General features: G+C 42.0%; 18 protein-coding genes. All 18 read left to right on the top strand.

The window, feature by feature from the left end; genetic code table 11:
- Nucleotides 1–14 precede the first annotated feature (14 nt).
- The 18 genes from infB (at nucleotide 15) to GOM48_RS07630 (ending at nucleotide 18,063) form a co-directional block, all read left to right on the top strand.
- A complete protein-coding gene (gene infB, locus GOM48_RS07715; protein WP_235097034.1) occupies nucleotides 15–2,810 on the top strand; it encodes a translation initiation factor IF-2 in 2,796 nt (931 codons plus the stop codon).
- A 166-nt stretch (nucleotides 2,811–2,976) separates the two neighbouring features.
- Nucleotides 2,977–3,327 carry a 30S ribosome-binding factor RbfA gene (gene rbfA / locus GOM48_RS07710; RefSeq protein ID WP_049549654.1) on the top strand — a complete coding sequence of 117 codons (351 nt, stop codon included), beginning with the start codon at nucleotides 2,977–2,979 and terminating at the stop codon, nucleotides 3,325–3,327.
- Between the two features lie 201 nt (nucleotides 3,328–3,528).
- On the top strand, nucleotides 3,529–3,762 hold the full coding sequence (locus GOM48_RS07705) for a DUF1858 domain-containing protein (protein WP_000368739.1): 234 nt from the start codon (nucleotides 3,529–3,531) through the stop codon (nucleotides 3,760–3,762).
- Complete coding sequence (locus GOM48_RS07700) at nucleotides 3,762–5,096, top strand: DUF438 domain-containing protein (RefSeq protein WP_235097033.1); 1,335 nt, start codon at nucleotides 3,762–3,764, stop codon at nucleotides 5,094–5,096. Before GOM48_RS07705 ends, GOM48_RS07700 begins: the two co-directional genes overlap by 1 nt.
- A gap of 9 nt (nucleotides 5,097–5,105) precedes the next feature.
- Nucleotides 5,106–5,360 (top strand): DUF1912 family protein, encoded by a 255-nt coding sequence (locus tag GOM48_RS07695; protein ID WP_000119707.1) that lies wholly within the window; start codon nucleotides 5,106–5,108, stop codon nucleotides 5,358–5,360.
- Between the two features lie 97 nt (nucleotides 5,361–5,457).
- Nucleotides 5,458–5,853: a helix-hairpin-helix domain-containing protein gene (locus GOM48_RS07690; protein ID WP_235097032.1), complete on the top strand. Its 396-nt coding sequence runs from the start codon at nucleotides 5,458–5,460 to the stop codon at nucleotides 5,851–5,853.
- A gap of 281 nt (nucleotides 5,854–6,134) precedes the next feature.
- Nucleotides 6,135–6,695, top strand: a complete 561-nt coding sequence (locus GOM48_RS07685) for a GNAT family N-acetyltransferase (RefSeq protein WP_235097031.1) — start codon at nucleotides 6,135–6,137, stop codon at nucleotides 6,693–6,695.
- Nucleotides 6,695–7,273 (top strand): AAA family ATPase, encoded by a 579-nt coding sequence (locus GOM48_RS07680; protein WP_235097030.1) that lies wholly within the window; start codon nucleotides 6,695–6,697, stop codon nucleotides 7,271–7,273. The genes GOM48_RS07685 and GOM48_RS07680 overlap by 1 nt, the downstream gene beginning before the upstream one ends.
- Nucleotides 7,266–9,917 carry a valine--tRNA ligase gene (locus GOM48_RS07675; protein WP_235097029.1) on the top strand — a complete coding sequence of 884 codons (2,652 nt, stop codon included), beginning with the start codon at nucleotides 7,266–7,268 and terminating at the stop codon, nucleotides 9,915–9,917. The genes GOM48_RS07680 and GOM48_RS07675 overlap by 8 nt, the downstream gene beginning before the upstream one ends.
- A 73-nt stretch (nucleotides 9,918–9,990) precedes the next feature.
- Complete coding sequence (locus tag GOM48_RS07670) at nucleotides 9,991–11,568, top strand: AAA family ATPase (RefSeq protein WP_158084953.1); 1,578 nt, start codon at nucleotides 9,991–9,993, stop codon at nucleotides 11,566–11,568.
- Between the two features lie 9 nt (nucleotides 11,569–11,577).
- The gene (locus GOM48_RS07665) at nucleotides 11,578–12,537 is read left to right on the top strand and encodes a hypothetical protein (RefSeq protein WP_084917177.1); all 960 of its coding nucleotides are present in this window, start codon (nucleotides 11,578–11,580) and stop codon (nucleotides 12,535–12,537) included.
- Nucleotides 12,538–12,829: 292 nt separating this feature from the next.
- The gene (rpoE, locus tag GOM48_RS07660) at nucleotides 12,830–13,420 is read left to right on the top strand and encodes a DNA-directed RNA polymerase subunit delta (protein ID WP_000418415.1); all 591 of its coding nucleotides are present in this window, start codon (nucleotides 12,830–12,832) and stop codon (nucleotides 13,418–13,420) included.
- Nucleotides 13,421–13,750: 330 nt separating this feature from the next.
- Nucleotides 13,751–15,358: a CTP synthase gene (locus GOM48_RS07655; RefSeq protein WP_235097028.1), complete on the top strand. Its 1,608-nt coding sequence runs from the start codon at nucleotides 13,751–13,753 to the stop codon at nucleotides 15,356–15,358.
- Nucleotides 15,359–15,533: 175 nt separating this feature from the next.
- Entirely contained in the window at nucleotides 15,534–15,833 is a 300-nt protein-coding gene (locus GOM48_RS07650) for a DUF4651 domain-containing protein (RefSeq protein WP_084925594.1), read from the top strand.
- Entirely contained in the window at nucleotides 15,830–16,147 is a 318-nt protein-coding gene (locus tag GOM48_RS07645) for a thioredoxin family protein (RefSeq protein ID WP_084948560.1), read from the top strand. The genes GOM48_RS07650 and GOM48_RS07645 overlap by 4 nt, the downstream gene beginning before the upstream one ends.
- Before the next feature lie 14 nt (nucleotides 16,148–16,161).
- Complete coding sequence (gene ytpR / locus GOM48_RS07640) at nucleotides 16,162–16,788, top strand: YtpR family tRNA-binding protein (protein ID WP_235097027.1); 627 nt, start codon at nucleotides 16,162–16,164, stop codon at nucleotides 16,786–16,788.
- A gap of 41 nt (nucleotides 16,789–16,829) precedes the next feature.
- Entirely contained in the window at nucleotides 16,830–17,591 is a 762-nt protein-coding gene (locus tag GOM48_RS07635; protein WP_235097026.1) for an SDR family NAD(P)-dependent oxidoreductase, read from the top strand.
- A gap of 76 nt (nucleotides 17,592–17,667) precedes the next feature.
- Complete coding sequence (locus GOM48_RS07630; RefSeq protein ID WP_235097025.1) at nucleotides 17,668–18,063, top strand: single-stranded DNA-binding protein; 396 nt, start codon at nucleotides 17,668–17,670, stop codon at nucleotides 18,061–18,063.
- The last annotated feature ends 114 nt before the right edge of the window (nucleotides 18,064–18,177 follow it).

The following is an 18,177-nucleotide window of genomic DNA, read 5'->3' as shown; positions in this document are numbered from 1 at the left end:
GAGGAGGACATGATTTGTCTAAGAAAAGATTGTACGAAATCGCAAAAGAACTTGGAAAAGAAAGTAAAGAAGTTGTAGCGCGTGCAAAAGAGTTGGGCTTGGATGTAAAAAGCCACTCATCGAGCGTGGAAACCGCTGCTGCTGAGCAAATTGCTGCCAGCTTTAAGTCTGCATCTGCTCCTAAAACAGAAGCAAAACCTGCAACACCAAAAGTAAGTGTAGAAAAGAAAGCGGAAAAGCCTGTTTCGGCTAAACCAGCTGCCGCAAAGGAAGAAAGCAAACCAGCTACACCTGTAGCTCCTAAGGAAGAAAAAGTGGTGGCTGCAAGACCACAGAGTCGAAACTTCAAGGCGGAGCGTGAGGCACGTGCCAAAGAGCAGGCAGAGCGACGCAAACAAAACAAGGGCAATAACCGTGACCAACAACAAAACGGTAACCGTCCGAAAAATGACGGCCGTAATGGTGGCAAACCTGGTCAAGGAAACCGCGACAATCGCCGATTTAATGACCAAGGGAAAAAACCACAAGGTCAAGGGAATCGTGGCAATGATCGCCGTCAGCAACAAGACTTCCAGTCAAAACAAGCTGGGCCACGTGTTGACTTTAAAGCCCGTGCAGCAGCCCTAAAAGCAGAGCAAAATGCAGAGTACGCACGCTCAAGCGAGGAGCGCTTCAAACAATCTCAAGCTGCTAAAGAAGCCTTGGCTCAAGCTAATAAACGCAAGGAGCCTGAGGAAATCTTTGAAGAAGCTGCTAAGTTAGCTGAACAAGCGCAACAAGTTCAAGCAGTGGTTGAAACAGCTCCTGTGAAAAAAGAAGCTGTAGTGGATACACGTCGTAAAAAACAAGCTCGACCAGACAAAGAACGTGACGATTATGATCACGAAGAAGATGGTCCTAGAAAACAACAAAAGAATCGAAGTAGTCAAAATCAAGTGAGAAATCAAAGAAATAGTAACTGGAATAACAACAAAAAGAATAAAAAAGGCAACAAGCAAAATAACCGCAATCAGGCGCCAAAACCTGTTACAGAACGTAAGTTCCATGAATTGCCAACCGAATTTGAATATACAGATGGTATGACTGTTGCGGAAATCGCAAAACGGATCAAACGTGAACCAGCTGAAATCGTTAAGAAACTTTTCATGATGGGTGTTATGGCCACACAAAACCAATCTTTGGATGGAGAAACAATCGAACTCCTCATGGTGGATTACGGTATCGAAGCCAAACAAAAGGTTGAAGTGGACAATGCCGACATCGAACGTTTCTTCGTCGAAGATGGTTATCTCAATGAAGATGAATTGGTTGAGCGTCCACCAGTTGTCACCATCATGGGACACGTTGACCATGGTAAGACAACACTTTTGGATACCCTTCGTAATTCTCGTGTTGCGACAGGTGAAGCGGGTGGTATCACTCAGCATATCGGTGCTTACCAAATCGTGGAAAATGGCAAGAAGATTACCTTCCTTGATACGCCAGGACACGCAGCCTTTACATCGATGCGTGCGCGTGGTGCATCTGTTACCGATATCACCATCTTGGTTGTAGCGGCCGACGATGGGGTTATGCCTCAGACTATCGAAGCCATCAACCACTCAAAAGCGGCCAACGTTCCAATCATCGTAGCTATCAACAAGATTGATAAACCAGGTGCCAACCCGGAACGCGTTATCGGTGAATTGGCTGAGCATGGGGTTATGTCAACGGCCTGGGGTGGAGATTCTGAATTTGTTGAAATCTCAGCTAAATTCAACCAAAATATCGAAGAATTGTTGGAAACAGTCCTTCTTGTAGCTGAAATCCAAGAACTCAAGGCAGACCCAACAGTGCGTGCGATCGGTACGGTTATCGAAGCGCGCTTGGATAAAGGAAAAGGTGCGGTCGCAACCCTTCTTGTCCAACAAGGTACCTTGAATGTCCAAGACCCAATCGTTGTCGGAAATACCTTCGGTCGTGTCCGTGCTATGACCAATGACCTTGGTCGTCGTGTTAAGGTTGCAGGTCCATCAACACCAGTTTCTATTACTGGTTTGAATGAAGCGCCAATGGCGGGTGACCACTTTGCGGTTTACGAAGATGAAAAATCTGCGCGTGCAGCAGGTGAAGAGCGTGCCAAACGTGCCCTTATGAAACAACGTCAAGCTACCCAACGTGTCAGCCTTGAAAACCTCTTTGATACACTTAAAGCTGGTGAGCTTAAGTCAGTTAACGTTATCATCAAGGCCGATGTACAAGGTTCAGTTGAAGCCCTTTCTGCCTCACTTCAAAAAATTGATGTGGAAGGTGTGAAAGTTACTATCGTTCACTCGGCTGTCGGTGCCATCAATGAGTCTGACGTGACTCTTGCCGAAGCTTCCAATGCCTTTATCGTTGGTTTCAACGTACGCCCTACACCACAAGCGCGCCAACAAGCCGAAGCTGACGATGTAGAAATCCGTCTCCACAGCATTATTTACAAGGTTATCGAAGAGATGGAAGAAGCCATGAAAGGGATGCTTGACCCAGAATTTGAAGAAAAAGTTATCGGTGAAGCAGTTATCCGTGAAACCTTCAAGGTATCTAAAGTGGGAACCATCGGTGGATTTATGGTTACTAGCGGTAAGGTTACCCGTGACTCTAAAGTCCGTGTAATCCGTGACGGTGTCGTTATCTATGACGGTGAACTCGCAAGCTTGAAACACTACAAAGACGATGTCAAAGAAGTTACAAACGGTCGTGAAGGTGGATTGATGATTGATGGCTACAATGATATCAAGATGGATGATGTGATTGAGGCATATGTCATGGAAGAAATCAAACGATAATAGAGAAACGATAGCCGATTTGACTCGTCGTCAACAGCGCCTTGATGAACCCCTAGTTCTATCTAAGGCTTGTTTCCTAGATTCAAATGGCTCTAGTTCCTCTATCTTCTAGAAATAGCTAGGTCTGCTGGCCTAGCTTTTGGTTCAAAGTAGAGAAAGGAATATCATGGCAAATCATTTCCGTACGGACCGTGTGGGCATGGAAATCAAGCGTGAAGTCAATGAGATTTTGCAAAAGAAAGTCCGTGATCCGCGTGTCCAAGGTGTGACCATTACAGATGTTCAGATGCTGGGTGACTTGTCTGTTGCCAAGGTTTACTACACCATTTTGAGTAACCTTGCTTCGGATAACCAAAAAGCTCAAATCGGGCTTGAAAAAGCAACTGGTACCATCAAACGTGAACTTGGTCACAATTTGAAATTGTACAAAATCCCAGATTTAACCTTCGTCAAAGATGAATCCATCGAATATGGAAACAAGATTGACGAGATGCTACGCAATCTGGATAAAAACTAAGAAGGAGGGGATACCCTCTTTTTTGGTGTATGCTAATCGTCCTTATGGTATAATATAAGCAGTAAAATCATTTTATACTCTTCGAAAATCAAATTCAAACCACGTCAGCTTCACCTTGCCGTACTTAAGTACAGCCTGCGGCTAGCTTCCTAGTTTGCTCTTTGATTTTCATTGAGTATTAGAACATACATGGAGGTCGTCATGGACAATATCATCGATGTGTCAATTCCCGTTGCAGAAGTGGTGGACAAGCATCCGGAAGTCTTGGAAATCCTAGTGGAGCTGGGTTTTAAACCACTTGCTAACCCCTTGATGCGCAACACAGTCGGTCGCAAGGTATCGCTCAAACAGGGTTCTAAGCTTGAAGGAACTCCTATGGACAAGATTGTCCGCACACTGGAAGCGAATGGCTATGAAGTGATTGGATTAGACTAATGGCAGATGAACGGATTCATATCCTACGGGATATTTTGTTAGAATTGCACAATGGTGCTTCTCCTGAGTCGGTTCAGGAGCGTTTTGATGCGACCTTTACGGGTGTTTCAGCCATCGAGATTTCCCTCATGGAACACGAGCTGATGAATTCAGACTCAGGTGTCACTTTTGAAGATGTCATGGAGCTCTGTGATGTCCATGCCAATCTTTTTAAAAACGCTGTTAAGGGCGTTGAAGTGGAAGATACCGAACACCCTGGTCACCCAGTTCGCGTCTTCAAGGATGAAAATCTGGCTCTCCGTGCAGCCTTGATTCGCATTCGGAGATTGTTAGATACCTATGAGTCTATGGAAGACGAGGAAATGCTGGCAGAGATGCGTAAGGGTTTGGTTCGTCAAATGGGACTTTTGGGACAATTTGACATCCACTACCAGCGCAAGGAAGAGCTCTTCTTTCCTATCATGGAACGCTATGGTCACGATTCACCCCCTAAGGTCATGTGGGGAGTGGATGATCAGATCAGAGAACTCTTTCAAACAGCTCTAGCGACGGCTAAGGCACTACCAGAAGTGTCGATTAACACTGTAAAAGAAGATTTCGAAGCTTTTGCGACAGAGTTTGAAAGTATGATTTTCAAGGAAGAGTCTATCCTCCTCATGATTCTTCTTGAGTCTTTCACTCAGGATGACTGGATTCAGATTGCGGAGGAGAGCGATGCCTACGGCTATGCCATCATTCGCCCGTCAGAGAAATGGGTGCCAGAGCGTCAGAGTTTCGTTGAGGAAAAGAGTGTAGAGGAACCCGTACAACTAGACACGACAGAAGGTCAAGTTCAGCAAGTTATCGATACACCAGAAGGTCAGTTTACTATTACCTTTACCCCTAAGAAAAAGGAGGCGGTGTTAGACCGTCATAGTCAACAGACTTTTGGAAATGGCTATCTCTCCGTCGAGCAGGCCAACCTCATCCTCAATCACCTCCCTATGGAGATTACCTTTGTCAATAAAGACGACATTTTCCAGTATTACAATGACAATACGCCAGCTGATGAGATGATTTTCAAACGGACGCCGTCCCAAGTCGGGCGCAATGTAGAACTCTGCCATCCGCCCAAGTACCTAGATAAGGTGAAGGCAGTTATGAAAGGCCTTCGTGAAGGTAAAAAGGACAAGTATGAAATGTGGTTCAAGTCGGAGTCGCGAGGCAAGTTTGTCCACATCACCTATGCCGCCGTACACGATGAAAACGGAGAATTCCAAGGCGTATTGGAGTATGTTCAGGATATCCAACCCTACCGAGAGATTGATACGGACTATTTCCGTGGATTAGAATAAGGAGAATCAATGAGTTACGAACAGGAATTTATGAAGGAATTTGAAGCCTGGGTCAATACCCAGATCATGATCAACGACATGGCGCACAAGGAAAGTCAAAAAGTCTACGAAGAAGACCAAGACGAGCGTGCTAAAGATGCCATGATTCGCTACGAAAGTCGCTTGGATGCTTATCAGTTCTTGCTTGGTAAGTTTGAAAACTTCAAGGCAGGCAAGGGATTTCATGATTTGCCAGAGGGATTGTTTGGCGAGAGAAATTATTAAAATAGTGATACTTTCTTGATTTTTTATCGAAATCTTGATAGAATATCTTTATTAAATCCTTGTCAGATCAGGGATTTTTTATTGAAAGGATTTTATCATGTCAAAGAAACTCCAACGTAAAAAACAATTGCGAAATAGCCTTCGCCGTTCAGGCGCATTTCCAAGTACAGTGACCAAGGTTGTGGAAGAAACCAAGAAAGTCGTGAAACATGCAGAGAAGTCTGCCAGCGAAGCTGGTAAAGCTGTTTCTAAAAAAGTTGAACAAGCAGTAGAAGCGACCAAAGAGCAAGCTCAAAAAGTAGCGAATTCAGTGGAAGATTTCGCAGCTACTTTGGGTGGTCTCTCAGTAGATCGTGCTAAGACTTTCTATGATGAAGGCATCAAGTCGGCTGCTGACTTTAAAAACTGGACGGAAAAAGAACTCCTTGCCTTGAAAGGAATTGGACCAGCTACAATTAAGAAATTAAAAGAACACGGAATCAGCTTCAAGTAATCTTTCTTGAGCCTTGCATTTCCGAGAAAAACTTGCTACAATAAAGCCATCAGAGGTGTTTTGAATCCCACATTTTACAGAAAGTGGCGGTGCTGAGAAATCCACAAATGTGTCAAAACTGGTTGCTGATGGATGAAAATGAAATAAAAGTGTCTTTGTATATCCTTCAAAGACAAGAGTTGCGGGCGTCTGCCCGAAATTGGGTGGTACCGCGGATAAGCACATTCGTCCCTGTCATGGATATGGCAGGGGCGATTTTTTGTAGAAAGCGAGGGAGAAGGATGACAAGAGCAGAGTTGCCAGAAAGAATCGAAACAGAACGTCTTCTTTTACGAGTCCGAACAGTGGCTGATGCCGAGGATATCCATGCCTACGCTAGTCTCCCAGAGGTCGCCTATCCAGCAGGCTTTCCGCCCGTCCAGACCTTGGAAGATGAGATTTATTATCTGAAGCATATCCTTCCTGAGCGTAATGAAAAGGAAAATCTCCCAGCAGGCTATGGAATTGTTGTCAAAGGGACTGACAAAATCATAGGCTCTGTCGATTTCAACCATCGGCACGAAGATGATGTCTTGGAGATTGGCTATATCTTACATCCAGACTATTGGGGTCTAGGTTATGTTCCAGAAGCAGCGTGTGCTTTGATTGACCTAGGCTTTAAAGATTTAGGTCTTCACAAGATTGAACTAACTTGTTTTGGCTACAATGTCCAAAGTCAACGAGTCGCTGAGAAACTTTGCTTCACTCTAGAAGCTCGTATCCGAGACCGCAAAGATGCCCAAGGCAACCGCTGTGATGATTTGAGATATGGCTTGCTTAGGAGTGAGTGGGAGGTGATTTGATGCATCTTTTCATCATTGGCGCTCCAGCTTCAGGAAAAATGACGATTGGGCAAGAACTATCTCGAAAGACAAATGCTACCCTCTTTTATAACCATCAAGCCATCGATTTTGCACTAGAAATCTATCAGGACTATACAGAGGAAATGTGGGAATTTGTTCGTGGAATTACCTTTTCTTTCCTTGGAGCAAGTGCTAGGAATCAGCGATCTGTGATTTTAACAGACGTAATTGATTTTTCAAATCAGTACCAGCTGCTGTATTTGAAGCAAATTCAGGATTTGTTGGATCACTATCATCAAAAGATTCTTTTTGTGGAGTTGGAAACAAGTCTTGAGGAGCGCTTACATCGAAATCGAACGGAGAATCGATTAAAGCACAAACCCTTAAAACGACATATTGAGGTGTCTGAAAGAGAAATTTTGGAGACTGCTGAAACACTTCAATTAAATTCCCAACATCAACCGAATGAGTTGCACCACTACCTTAAAATAAATAATACGAATCTGTCTTCAGAAGAGGTTGCTAAGCAGATTCAAGATAAAATGAATACAATAGAGAAAGGACAAACACATGTCTAAAGAACTTTCACCTAAATACAATCCAGCCGAGGTTGAGGCTGGTCGTTACCAGAAATGGCTTGACGCCGATGTTTTCAAGCCTTCAGGCGATCAAAAGGCTAAGCCTTATTCAATCGTTATTCCACCACCAAACGTGACTGGGAAACTCCACCTTGGTCACGCTTGGGACACGACTCTTCAGGATATCATTATCCGTCAAAAACGTATGCAAGGCTTTGATACGCTTTGGCTTCCAGGTATGGACCACGCGGGGATTGCCACTCAAGCTAAGGTTGAGGAGCGCTTGCGTGGTGAAGGCATTTCCCGCTATGACCTCGGTCGTGAAAAATTCCTCGAAAAAGTCTGGGAATGGAAAGACGAATATGCCACTACCATCAAGGAACAATGGGGCAAGATGGGGCTCTCTGTAGACTACTCTCGCGAGCGTTTTACCCTTGACGAAGGCTTGTCAAAAGCGGTTCGCAAGGTCTTTGTGGACCTTTACAAGAAAGGCTGGATCTATCGTGGTGAGTTTATCATTAACTGGGACCCAGCAGCCCGCACAGCCCTTTCTGATATCGAGGTTATCCATAAGGATGTCGAAGGTGCCTTCTACCACATGAACTACATGCTAGAAGATGGCTCACGCGCCCTTGAAGTCGCGACAACTCGTCCTGAGACTATGTTTGGGGACGTTGCCGTTGCGGTCAATCCAGAAGATCCACGCTACAAGGACTTGATTGGCAAAAATGTCATCCTTCCAATCGCTAATAAATTGATTCCAATCGTTGGAGACGAGCACGCAGATCCTGAGTTTGGCACAGGTGTCGTGAAAATCACACCTGCCCACGATCCAAACGACTTCTTGGTTGGTCAACGTCATAACTTGCCACAAGTCAATGTCATGAATGACGACGGAACTATGAATGATTTGGCCTTCGAATTTGCAGGTATGGACCGTTTTGAAGCTCGTAAGGCAGTCGTTGCTAAGTTGGAAGAAATCGGTGCCCTCGTTAAAATCGAAAAACGTGTTCACAGTGTTGGTCATTCAGAGCGTACAGGTGTTGTGGTTGAGCCACGCTTGTCTACGCAATGGTTCGTTAAGATGGACCAATTGGCTAAGAATGCCATTGCCAACCAAGATACAGAAGACAAGGTTGAATTCTACCCACCTCGTTTCAACGATACCTTCCTTCAATGGATGGAAAATGTCCATGACTGGGTAATCTCTCGTCAGCTCTGGTGGGGTCACCAAATCCCTGCTTGGTACAATGCTGAGGGTGAAATGTACGTCGGTGAAGAAGCACCAGAAGGTGACGGATGGACTCAGGACGAAGACGTCTTGGATACTTGGTTCAGTTCTGCCCTCTGGCCATTCTCAACCATGGGCTGGCCTGATATCGACTCAGAGGATTTCAAACGTTACTTCCCAACTTCAACCTTGGTAACAGGTTACGATATCATCTTCTTCTGGGTGTCTCGTATGATCTTCCAATCCTTGGAATTCACTGGCCGTCAACCATTCCAAAACGTCCTTATCCACGGTCTCATCCGTGACGAACAAGGGCGTAAGATGTCGAAATCTCTTGGTAACGGGATTGACCCAATGGATGTCATCGAGAAATATGGTGCCGATGCCCTTCGTTGGTTCCTTTCAAACGGTTCTGCACCTGGTCAAGACGTGCGCTTCTCTTATGAAAAAATGGATGCTTCTTGGAACTTCATTAACAAGATCTGGAACATCTCTCGCTACATTCTCATGAACAATGAAGGATTGACCCTTGAGCAAGCAACTGCCAATGTGGAAAAAGTTGTTAACAAGGAAGCTGGAAACGTCACTGACCGCTGGATTCTCCACAACCTCAATGAAACGGTCGGCAAGGTCACTGAAAACTTTGACAAGTTTGAGTTTGGTGTAGCTGGCCACATCCTCTACAACTTCATCTGGGATGAGTTTGCGGACTGGTACGTTGAGTTGACCAAGGAAGTCCTTTATAGCGATAACAAAGAAGAGAAAGTCATCACACGTTCTGTTCTCCTATACACTTTGGACAAGATCCTTCGTCTCCTTCACCCAATCATGCCATTCGTGACAGAAGAAATCTTTGGACAAATCTCAGAAGGCTCTATCGTCACAGCTGCTTACCCAACTGTCAACCCAGCTTTTGAAGACCTGGCAGCTCACACTGGTGTGGAAAGTCTCAAAGACTTGATTCGAGCTGTTCGTAATGCGCGTGCGGAAGTAAACGTAGCACCAAGCAAGCCTATCACAATTCTCGTAAAAACGAGCGATAGCGACTTGGAAGCCTTCTTTAACAGCAATGTCAACTACATTAAACGCTTCACAAATCCAGAACACTTGGAAATCGCATCAACCATCCCTGCACCTGAACTGGCTATGTCAAGCGTCATCACAGGAGCAGAAATCTACTTGCCACTGGCAGACCTCCTCAATGTCGAAGAAGAACTAGCTCGTCTCGACAAGGAACTGGCTAAATGGCAAAAAGAACTGGATATGGTCGGCAAGAAGCTCTCTAACGAACGCTTCGTATCCAACGCTAAACCAGAAGTCGTCCAAAAAGAACGCGACAAACAAGCCGATTACCAAGCTAAATACGACGCGACAGTCGCACGTATTGATGAGATGAAGAAACTGGTGAAATAAACACAGAAACACGGTGATAAACCGTGTTTTTTGATATAATGAAATTGACATATAAAAAGAAAGAGGAATGACTATGCTAAAAAATATTGGCATTAAGAGACTACGCTCATTATGGGATACAGATCTAATAAAGATTGCTCCACTCACTATTTTAGTCGGTAAGAATAGCTGTGGAAAAAGTACATGGTTAAGAAGTTTCCCTCTATTGTCTCAGACATTGCAAACAGATACGAATGAGCCTATTTTATGGTATGATCGAAATATGGTTGATTTTGGAAGTTTTGAAGAAAGTTTATCTAGATTTAAAAATTTTGGAGATACTCAAGATATTAATTTCACATTTGAAGTTACATCGACACGAGTTATAAAACCTATTTTCCCATATTTTCCCAGCAGTCAAAAAGAGTACTCAATTTTGATTTCAAAATACATTGATAAATCGAGTTTAACCAAAGAAATTATTGATATATTTGATTATAGTATTGAGGTTAATCTTAAAAAGAAAATCATAAGAGTAAAAATTGAGGATATTGGATTTGAAGAATCTTTTGGTATATTGGGGCGTATCGGCAAAGGATTTTTCTTACCAACCCTTTGGGGGCAAAAAGACGAGAAAAATCCTTCATTATTTCATAATATAATGAAAAACAAGTTGATAGAATTCATTCGTCCAAATCTTCATAGAAGCACTAGTACTGATACAATAGAACGTTCTCTAAGGGGGTTTCATTTATCATCTATCAATGATTTTGATAATCAATTACAAAAGCAAGTCAATGAGGCTAAGACTCAGAGTTTAAAACAATTTTATAATAATTTATTAAATAATAAAAACAAAAAGAATAAATTTATTTCTCTATTTATTTTATCCTCAATAGATAACATTTTAGAGATTGAAACAAGAGAATTACGTTCATTTTATGATAATCTAACATATATAGCCCCAGTACGTGCTAGTGCAGAAAGATATTATAGAATTCAAGGATTAGCGATTAATAAAATCGATCCTCTTGGAATAAATGTACCACTTTATCTCTATGACTTAAAACAAAAGAGAAAAAAAGATTATAATAATTGGACAGAATGGACACGTCAAAATTTTGGATTAGAATTTGATATAGAAGCAAATTTTGGACATATAAGTTTATTTTTTGTAGATGTAGATACTCAGGGAAAATATAATCTATCAGACGTAGGCTTTGGCTATTCACAGATTTTGCCTATTTTAATAAATCTATGGGATGCTCAAAACCATGACAGAAATCAATTAAGTTTTCATAATATTGCTTATAGAAAGAGAAAAAAAACAATAACAAAAACAAAAACAATTACTATTGAACAACCTGAATTGCATTTACATCCTGCAATGCAAGCTAAACTTATTAAAGTATTTTTCAATACTATAGTGTATGCTAAAGAAAATGATATAGATTTAAGAATTATAATTGAAACACACAGTGAAACTATGATTAATTATCTTGGGAGAATTGTAGCTGATTGTGGTATTGATGGGGTAGAAGAATTAATAAATATTCTGATTTTTAATCCAGAAACTCCGGAAAAATCAAATATCTCTATTTCTGGTTTTAATAAGCAAGGATATTTAAAAAATTGGCCTATTGGATTCTTTACCCCGGATTTAGATATATAGGTGGATGTTATGTTAATTGAACTTGATGATTCATTAAACGATATAGATTATTTAAATAGAAATTTAGAAAAATTAAAGTTAGTGATAGATGCACATATAAATGGTTTTCATTATTTATTTTTAAGTAAATCTTTAAGACAAACTTTACAAAGTATCTTTACAAAAGAACCTAAATATAAAAATGCAATAGAAAGAATATTTATCCACACAACTCAAACTGGATCGTTGAGAGAATTTGTAAAAAAAAGAGTATTAATTGTTAACGACATATCTTCTGGATTTATAGAAAAAGATAAAATTATTTATATAAAACTTTCTAAAATCATACCCAATATAAATGCAACCTGTTTGCTTGGAGAGAATATGCAAGATGCTAAATTTTATAAAAAATTATCTGAGCTTTACATAAGCAGAAAAAGAATTAATTACAGTGGAAAACTATCTTGCACATTGCGAGCAGGTGGAGGAGATACGACTGTAGATTCTTTAGAACAAATATCTAATGAAAAAAATTATTTTTGTTTATGTGTTCTTGACAAAGATAAAAAAGAAGATGGGCATTATGGTACAACTGCAAGCAAAGTTATAAATTTTTGTAAAGGATGTGAAGGAAGTTTTGATTATTTTGTAATCCCATGCTTGGAGATTGAAAATTTGATTTCACCAAAAATATATAAAGAAATTGCTTACGAAAATAATTTAGACTCTAATAAAATTGACTCTTTAAATCTCTTGGCTAACAAAGAATTTAATTTTGTTAAATTTTTTGATTTTAAAGAAGGGGATAGTACTCTAGAAGGTTTAGGGAATGATATTTTTAAAAAATTTCTTAATTGGTTGAAGAAAGGAAATGGAAAAAATGAGAATGAATTTCTTAAAAGTTTACCTAAAGAATACATAGACTTGCACTTGGAGGTTGTAACGATTGTTGTTAGTTGGACATGTGCACCAGAAAAAAGTATAATTTAAAATTAGAAAATAAGTAAGATATGATAAATTCTGTAAGTTCGAACCGCTTTAACAAGTACGACATTGTAGCTTAATTTTCATATATAACCAGCATCGAATTCATCTGGATTGATACCGAAAACCCACCAAGCGACACCATCGGCTGGGTAGCAAAGAAATAAAAAGTCCTGTCACTTTCTCCCATTTAACCTTTGACTATTCCGCAAAATTATCGTACAATAAAGAGTACATGATAAAATGAGGCCGGAGTCTGTTCGCTCTGGCGATAGTAGTAAAAATGAGGAGAAACGCTTTGGAATTAGAAGTATTTGCTGGGCAAGAAAAAAGTGAACTATCTATGATTGAGGTAGCGCGTGCTATCTTGGAACTTCGTGGTCGCGATCATGAGATGCATTTTAGTGATCTTGTAAACGAAATTCAAAACTACCTTGGAACATCAAACAGCGATATTCGCGAAGCTTTGCCTTTGTTCTACACAGAGTTGAACTTTGACGGTAGCTTCATCTCACTTGGGGACAACAAATGGGGGCTTCGTTCATGGTATGGTGTAGACGAAATCGACGAAGAAATCATCGCTCTTGAAGAAAGTGACGACGATGAAGTAGCACCAAAAGCTAAGAAAAAACGTGTCAATGCCTTTATGGATGGTGATTCAGATGCCATTGACTACAATGCGGATGATCCAGAAGACGAAGATGCATACGAAGCAGATCCAGCTCTTTCATACGATGATGAAAATCCAGATGATGAGAAAAATGAAGTGGAAGCTTACGATGCAGAAATCAACGAAATCGCTCCTGATGACTTGGGTGAAGATGTGGATCTCAACGAAGAAGACGACGAGTTTTCTGACGATGACGCTGAAACGAGTGAAGAAGAGTAAAAGACTTCACAAAGGAGATCGCCTGATCTCCTTTTTTGTTGCTTGGGCAAAGTAGTTGAGCAGGTCATCCGTTTGAATGCGGATCTTTAGTTGGTTTTCTGAAAGTAATCTTCTTATTTTCAGGTTTTACCGATTTGGGTTGACAAATGCTCTGCTTTAAGGTATCATATTGTTCGGGCACCTCTTTTAGAGGTCGGGGCTCCCTAGTTACTAGGGAGCTATTTTTGTTTTTCAGGAAGTTTTTCTTGAAAAGTCGTTATTCATAAGGGTCTTGTTTTCTATGTCCCCTCGTAGTTAACAAGGCCTTGAGCATTTTAGAAAGAGGAATCTATGTCTACGAAATATATTTTTGTAACTGGTGGTGTGGTGTCGTCTATTGGGAAAGGGATTGTGGCAGCAAGTCTGGGGCGTCTCTTGAAAAATCGTGGTCTTAAAGTAACTATTCAGAAGTTTGACCCTTATATCAATATCGATCCGGGAACCATGAGTCCTTACCAGCACGGGGAGGTCTTTGTGACGGATGATGGGGCTGAGACAGATTTGGACTTGGGCCACTATGAACGTTTCATCGATATCAATCTTAATAAATACTCAAACGTAACAACTGGTAAAATCTACAGTGAAGTTCTTCGTAAAGAACGTCGTGGAGAATACCTTGGGGCAACTGTTCAAGTCATTCCTCATATCACAGATGCTTTGAAAGAGAAAATCAAGCGTGCCGCTCTAACGACAGACTCTGATGTCATTATCACAGAGGTTGGTGGAACCGTTGGGGATATCGAGTCCTTGCCATTCCTAGAGGCTCTTCGTCAGATGAAGGCAGATGTGGGTGCAGATAATGTCATGTACATCCATACAACCTTGCTTCCTTACCTCAAGGCTGCTGGTGAGATGAAGACCAAGCCAACTCAACATTCTGTAAAAGAATTGCGTGGTTTGGGAATCCAGCCAAATATGTTGGTCATTCGTACCGAGAAACCAGCTGGCCAGGGCATTAAAAATAAACTAGCTCAGTTCTGTGACGTGGCTCCAGAAGCCGTTATCGAGTCTTTGGATGTTGAACACCTTTACCAAATTCCATTGAACTTGCAGGCACAAGGTATGGACCAAATTGTTTGTGACCATTTGAAACTAGATGCACCAGTAGCGGATATGACAGAGTGGTCAGCCATGGTGGATAAGGTCATGAACCTGAAAAAACATGTCAAAATTTTCCTTGTCGGTAAGTATGTTGAGTTGCAAGATGCCTATATTTCTGTGGTCGAAGCCTTGAAACACTCTGGTTATGCCAACGACGCAGAAGTGAAGATTAATTGGGTCAACGCCAATGATGTGACAGCAGAGAATGTAGCAGAACTCTTGTCTGATGCGGACGGAATCATCGTACCAGGAGGCTTTGGCCAACGTGGTACGGAAGGAAAAATTCAAGCTATCCGTTATGCGCGTGAAAATGATGTTCCAATGTTGGGTGTCTGCTTGGGAATGCAGTTGACTTGTATCGAGTTTGCTCGTCACGTTTTAGGTCTTGAAGGTGCCAATTCTGCAGAACTTGCACCAGATACAAAATACCCAATCATCGATATCATGCGTGACCAGGTTGATGTTGAGGATATGGGTGGAACCCTTCGTTTGGGACTTTATCCATCTAAGTTGAAACGAGGTTCTAAGGCAGCGGCTGCTTATCACAATCAAGAAGTGGTGCAACGCCGTCACCGTCACCGTTATGAGTTTAACAACGCCTTTCGTGAACAGTTTGAAGCAGCAGGCTTTGTCTTTTCAGGAGTTTCTCCAGACAATCGTTTGGTAGAAATTGTGGAGATTCCTGAGAATAAATTTTTTGTGGCTTGTCAGTATCACCCTGAACTTTCCAGCCGTCCAAACCGTCCAGAAGAACTCTACACCGCCTTTGTTACAGCAGCAGTTGAAAATAGTAACTAGTTATCTTCTAATCTCTGAGAGCAATCTCAGAGGTTTTTAAATCCATTCAGGAAATTCTTGTTAACTCAGGCGCTTGGCGATAAGAATCCGAAGTTTTCTTTTCTCACTGAGGGAAGTGATTTTCCTTGCTCCTATACGGCTTCCCTATTTGTCCTAGAGCCCTTTTTGTGTTACAATGAATGGTATGAAAGCTAAGAAATTATGGATGACTGGCTTGACTGTGGCTGGTCTAAGTGCCCTCGCTTTGGGTGCCAAAAAAGCAGCAGATAACCACAAACTGATGAAGACGCAAGAAGAGTTGACCGCTATCGTGCGCGAACTTTTCTCAGATATGGGTGAGATTGCGACTATCTATGTTCAAGTCTACGAAAGTAGCCTAGAGCGACTCGTCGGAGGAGTCGTTTTCGAGGATGGTCGTCACTATACCTTTGTCTATGAAAATGAAGACCTGGTCTATGAGGAGGAAGCCTTATGATTACTCCCGATAGTATAGAAGAACTAGCAGGTTTTGTCGAGCAAGATGGCAAGAAGGTCTTCCTTTTTGTGGCGGACTGGTGTGGCGATTGTCGTTATATCTATCCATCCTTGCCAGAGATTGAGGAGACCAATCCAGAGTTCACCTTTATTCGAGTGGACCGAGACCAGTATCTGGATCTGGCTAAACTCTGGGATGTGTACGGCATTCCTAGTCTTGTTGTTTTAGAAAAGGACAAGGAAATCGGCCGTTTTGTCAATCGTGACCGTAAAAGCAAGGAAGAAATTAACGACTTTTTAGCAGGACTGAAATAGGAGAAAAGGAAAGAATGATTTTTACATATAACAAAGAACATGTTGGCGATGTCCTTATGATCATCGCGAAAAACAGCGGAGATGCCAAGTTGGACGTGGAGCGCAAAGGAAAGGTAGCCCGTGTTTTCCTCAAAGAAAATGGAGAAACAGTAGCTTGGAATATTTTCGAAGTTTCAAGTTTGTTTGAAATTGCAGAGCGCGGTCAAGTCTTTTTATCAGATGAGCAAGTGGAACGTTTGAACCAAGAATTGCAGACGGAAGGCTTTGCAGAAGAAATTGTCAATGACAAGGAACCTAAGTTTGTCGTCGGTGAGATTGTTGAGATGGTAGCCCATCCAGATAGCGACCACCTCAACATCTGTCAAGTGGCCGTTGCAAGTGATAAGACAGTGCAAATCGTTGCAGGGGCTCCCAATGCGCGTGTTGGGTTGAAAACCATTGTAGCTCTTCCTGGAGCTATGATGCCCAAAGGCAATCTCATTTTCCCAGGCGAACTTCGTGGTGAAAAGAGTTTTGGCATGATGTGTAGCCCTCGTGAGTTGCATCTACCAAATGCTCCGCAAAAACGTGGGGTTATTGAATTATCAGAAGACCAAGTTGTCGGAACTCCATTTGACCCAGCCAAACACTGGACTGCCTAAGAAATTGTTAGTGTTTTATAGACCAGATAGAAGGAAATAAGATGGCAAAAAATGTAGTGATTACAGGGGCGACATCTGGAATCGGTGAAGCCATTGCGCGTGCTTATCTGGAGCAGGGGGAGAATGTCGTTCTAACAGGGCGACGGACAGACAGACTAGAGGCCCTCAAGTCAGAGTTTGCAGAAATTTTTCCAAATCAAACAGTTTGGACCTTTCCACTGGATGTCACGGATATGGCTGTGGTCAAGACTGTCTGCTCCGATATTTTGGAAACGATAGGGCAGATTGATATCTTGGTCAATAATGCTGGACTAGCTCTTGGCTTGGCTCCCTATCAAGACTATGAAGAATTGGATATGCTGGCCATGTTGGATACCAATGTCAAGGGTTTGATGGCGGTTACTCGCTGTTTCTTACCAGCAATGGTAAAAGTCAATCAGGGGCATATTATCAATATGGGATCGACCGCAGGAATCTATGCTTATGCGGGTGCAGCAGTTTACTCAGCCACCAAGGCGGCAGTTAAAACCTTTTCAGATGGACTGCGAATCGATACCATTGCGACAGACATCAAGGTGACCACCATTCAGCCAGGGATTGTCGAAACAGATTTCTCTACAGTTCGTTTTCACGGTGACAAAGAGCGGGCTGAGGCGGTCTATCAGGGAATTGAAGCCCTGCAAGCACAAGACATCGCAGATACAGTGATCTATGTGACCAGTCAGCCCCGCCGTGTGCAGATTACAGATATGACCATTATGGCCAATCAACAGGCGACAGGTTTCATGGTTCATAAAAAATAAAAAATTTTCTCGAAAAGTTACAAATTTCTGTAACTTCTTTTGATTTCCTGCGAATAGATAAGTAGGAGGATGAAAAATGTATAATAAAGTTATCTTAATCGGGCGTTTGACGTCTACACCAGAACTGCACAAAACCAACAATGACAAGTCAGTAGCGCGTGCAACTATCGCTGTGAATCGTCGTTACAAAGACCAAAACGGGGAACGTGAAGCTGACTTTGTCAATCTTGTTTTTTGGGGAAAATTGGCTGAAACCTTAGCAAGTTACGCAACCAAAGGTAGTCTTATTTCTGTTGATGGGGAGTTGCGTACCCGTCGCTACGAGAAAAATGGTCAGATGAACTATGTGACCGAAGTTCTCGCCACAGGATTCCAACTTTTAGAAAGCAGTGCCCAACGTGCCATGCGTGAAAATAACGCGGGTCAAGACTTGGCAGACTTGGTTTTGGAAGAGGAGGAATTGCCATTTTAGTACTCAACGAAAAGTCTGAGTTGGTCTCAGGCTTTTTTATCTTGAGAAAGTCAGACTTTTTTCTTGACTATTTCTGACCAAGTGATACAATAGAACTATGAATTAGCACTCGAA

It is taken from the genome of Streptococcus oralis (assembly GCF_021497885.1).
GTDB classification, from domain to species: Bacteria; Bacillota; Bacilli; order Lactobacillales; family Streptococcaceae; genus Streptococcus; species Streptococcus oralis_BQ.
Note: the sequence above shows the minus strand (reverse complement) of the source record. Positions and strands in the feature narration are given on the sequence as shown.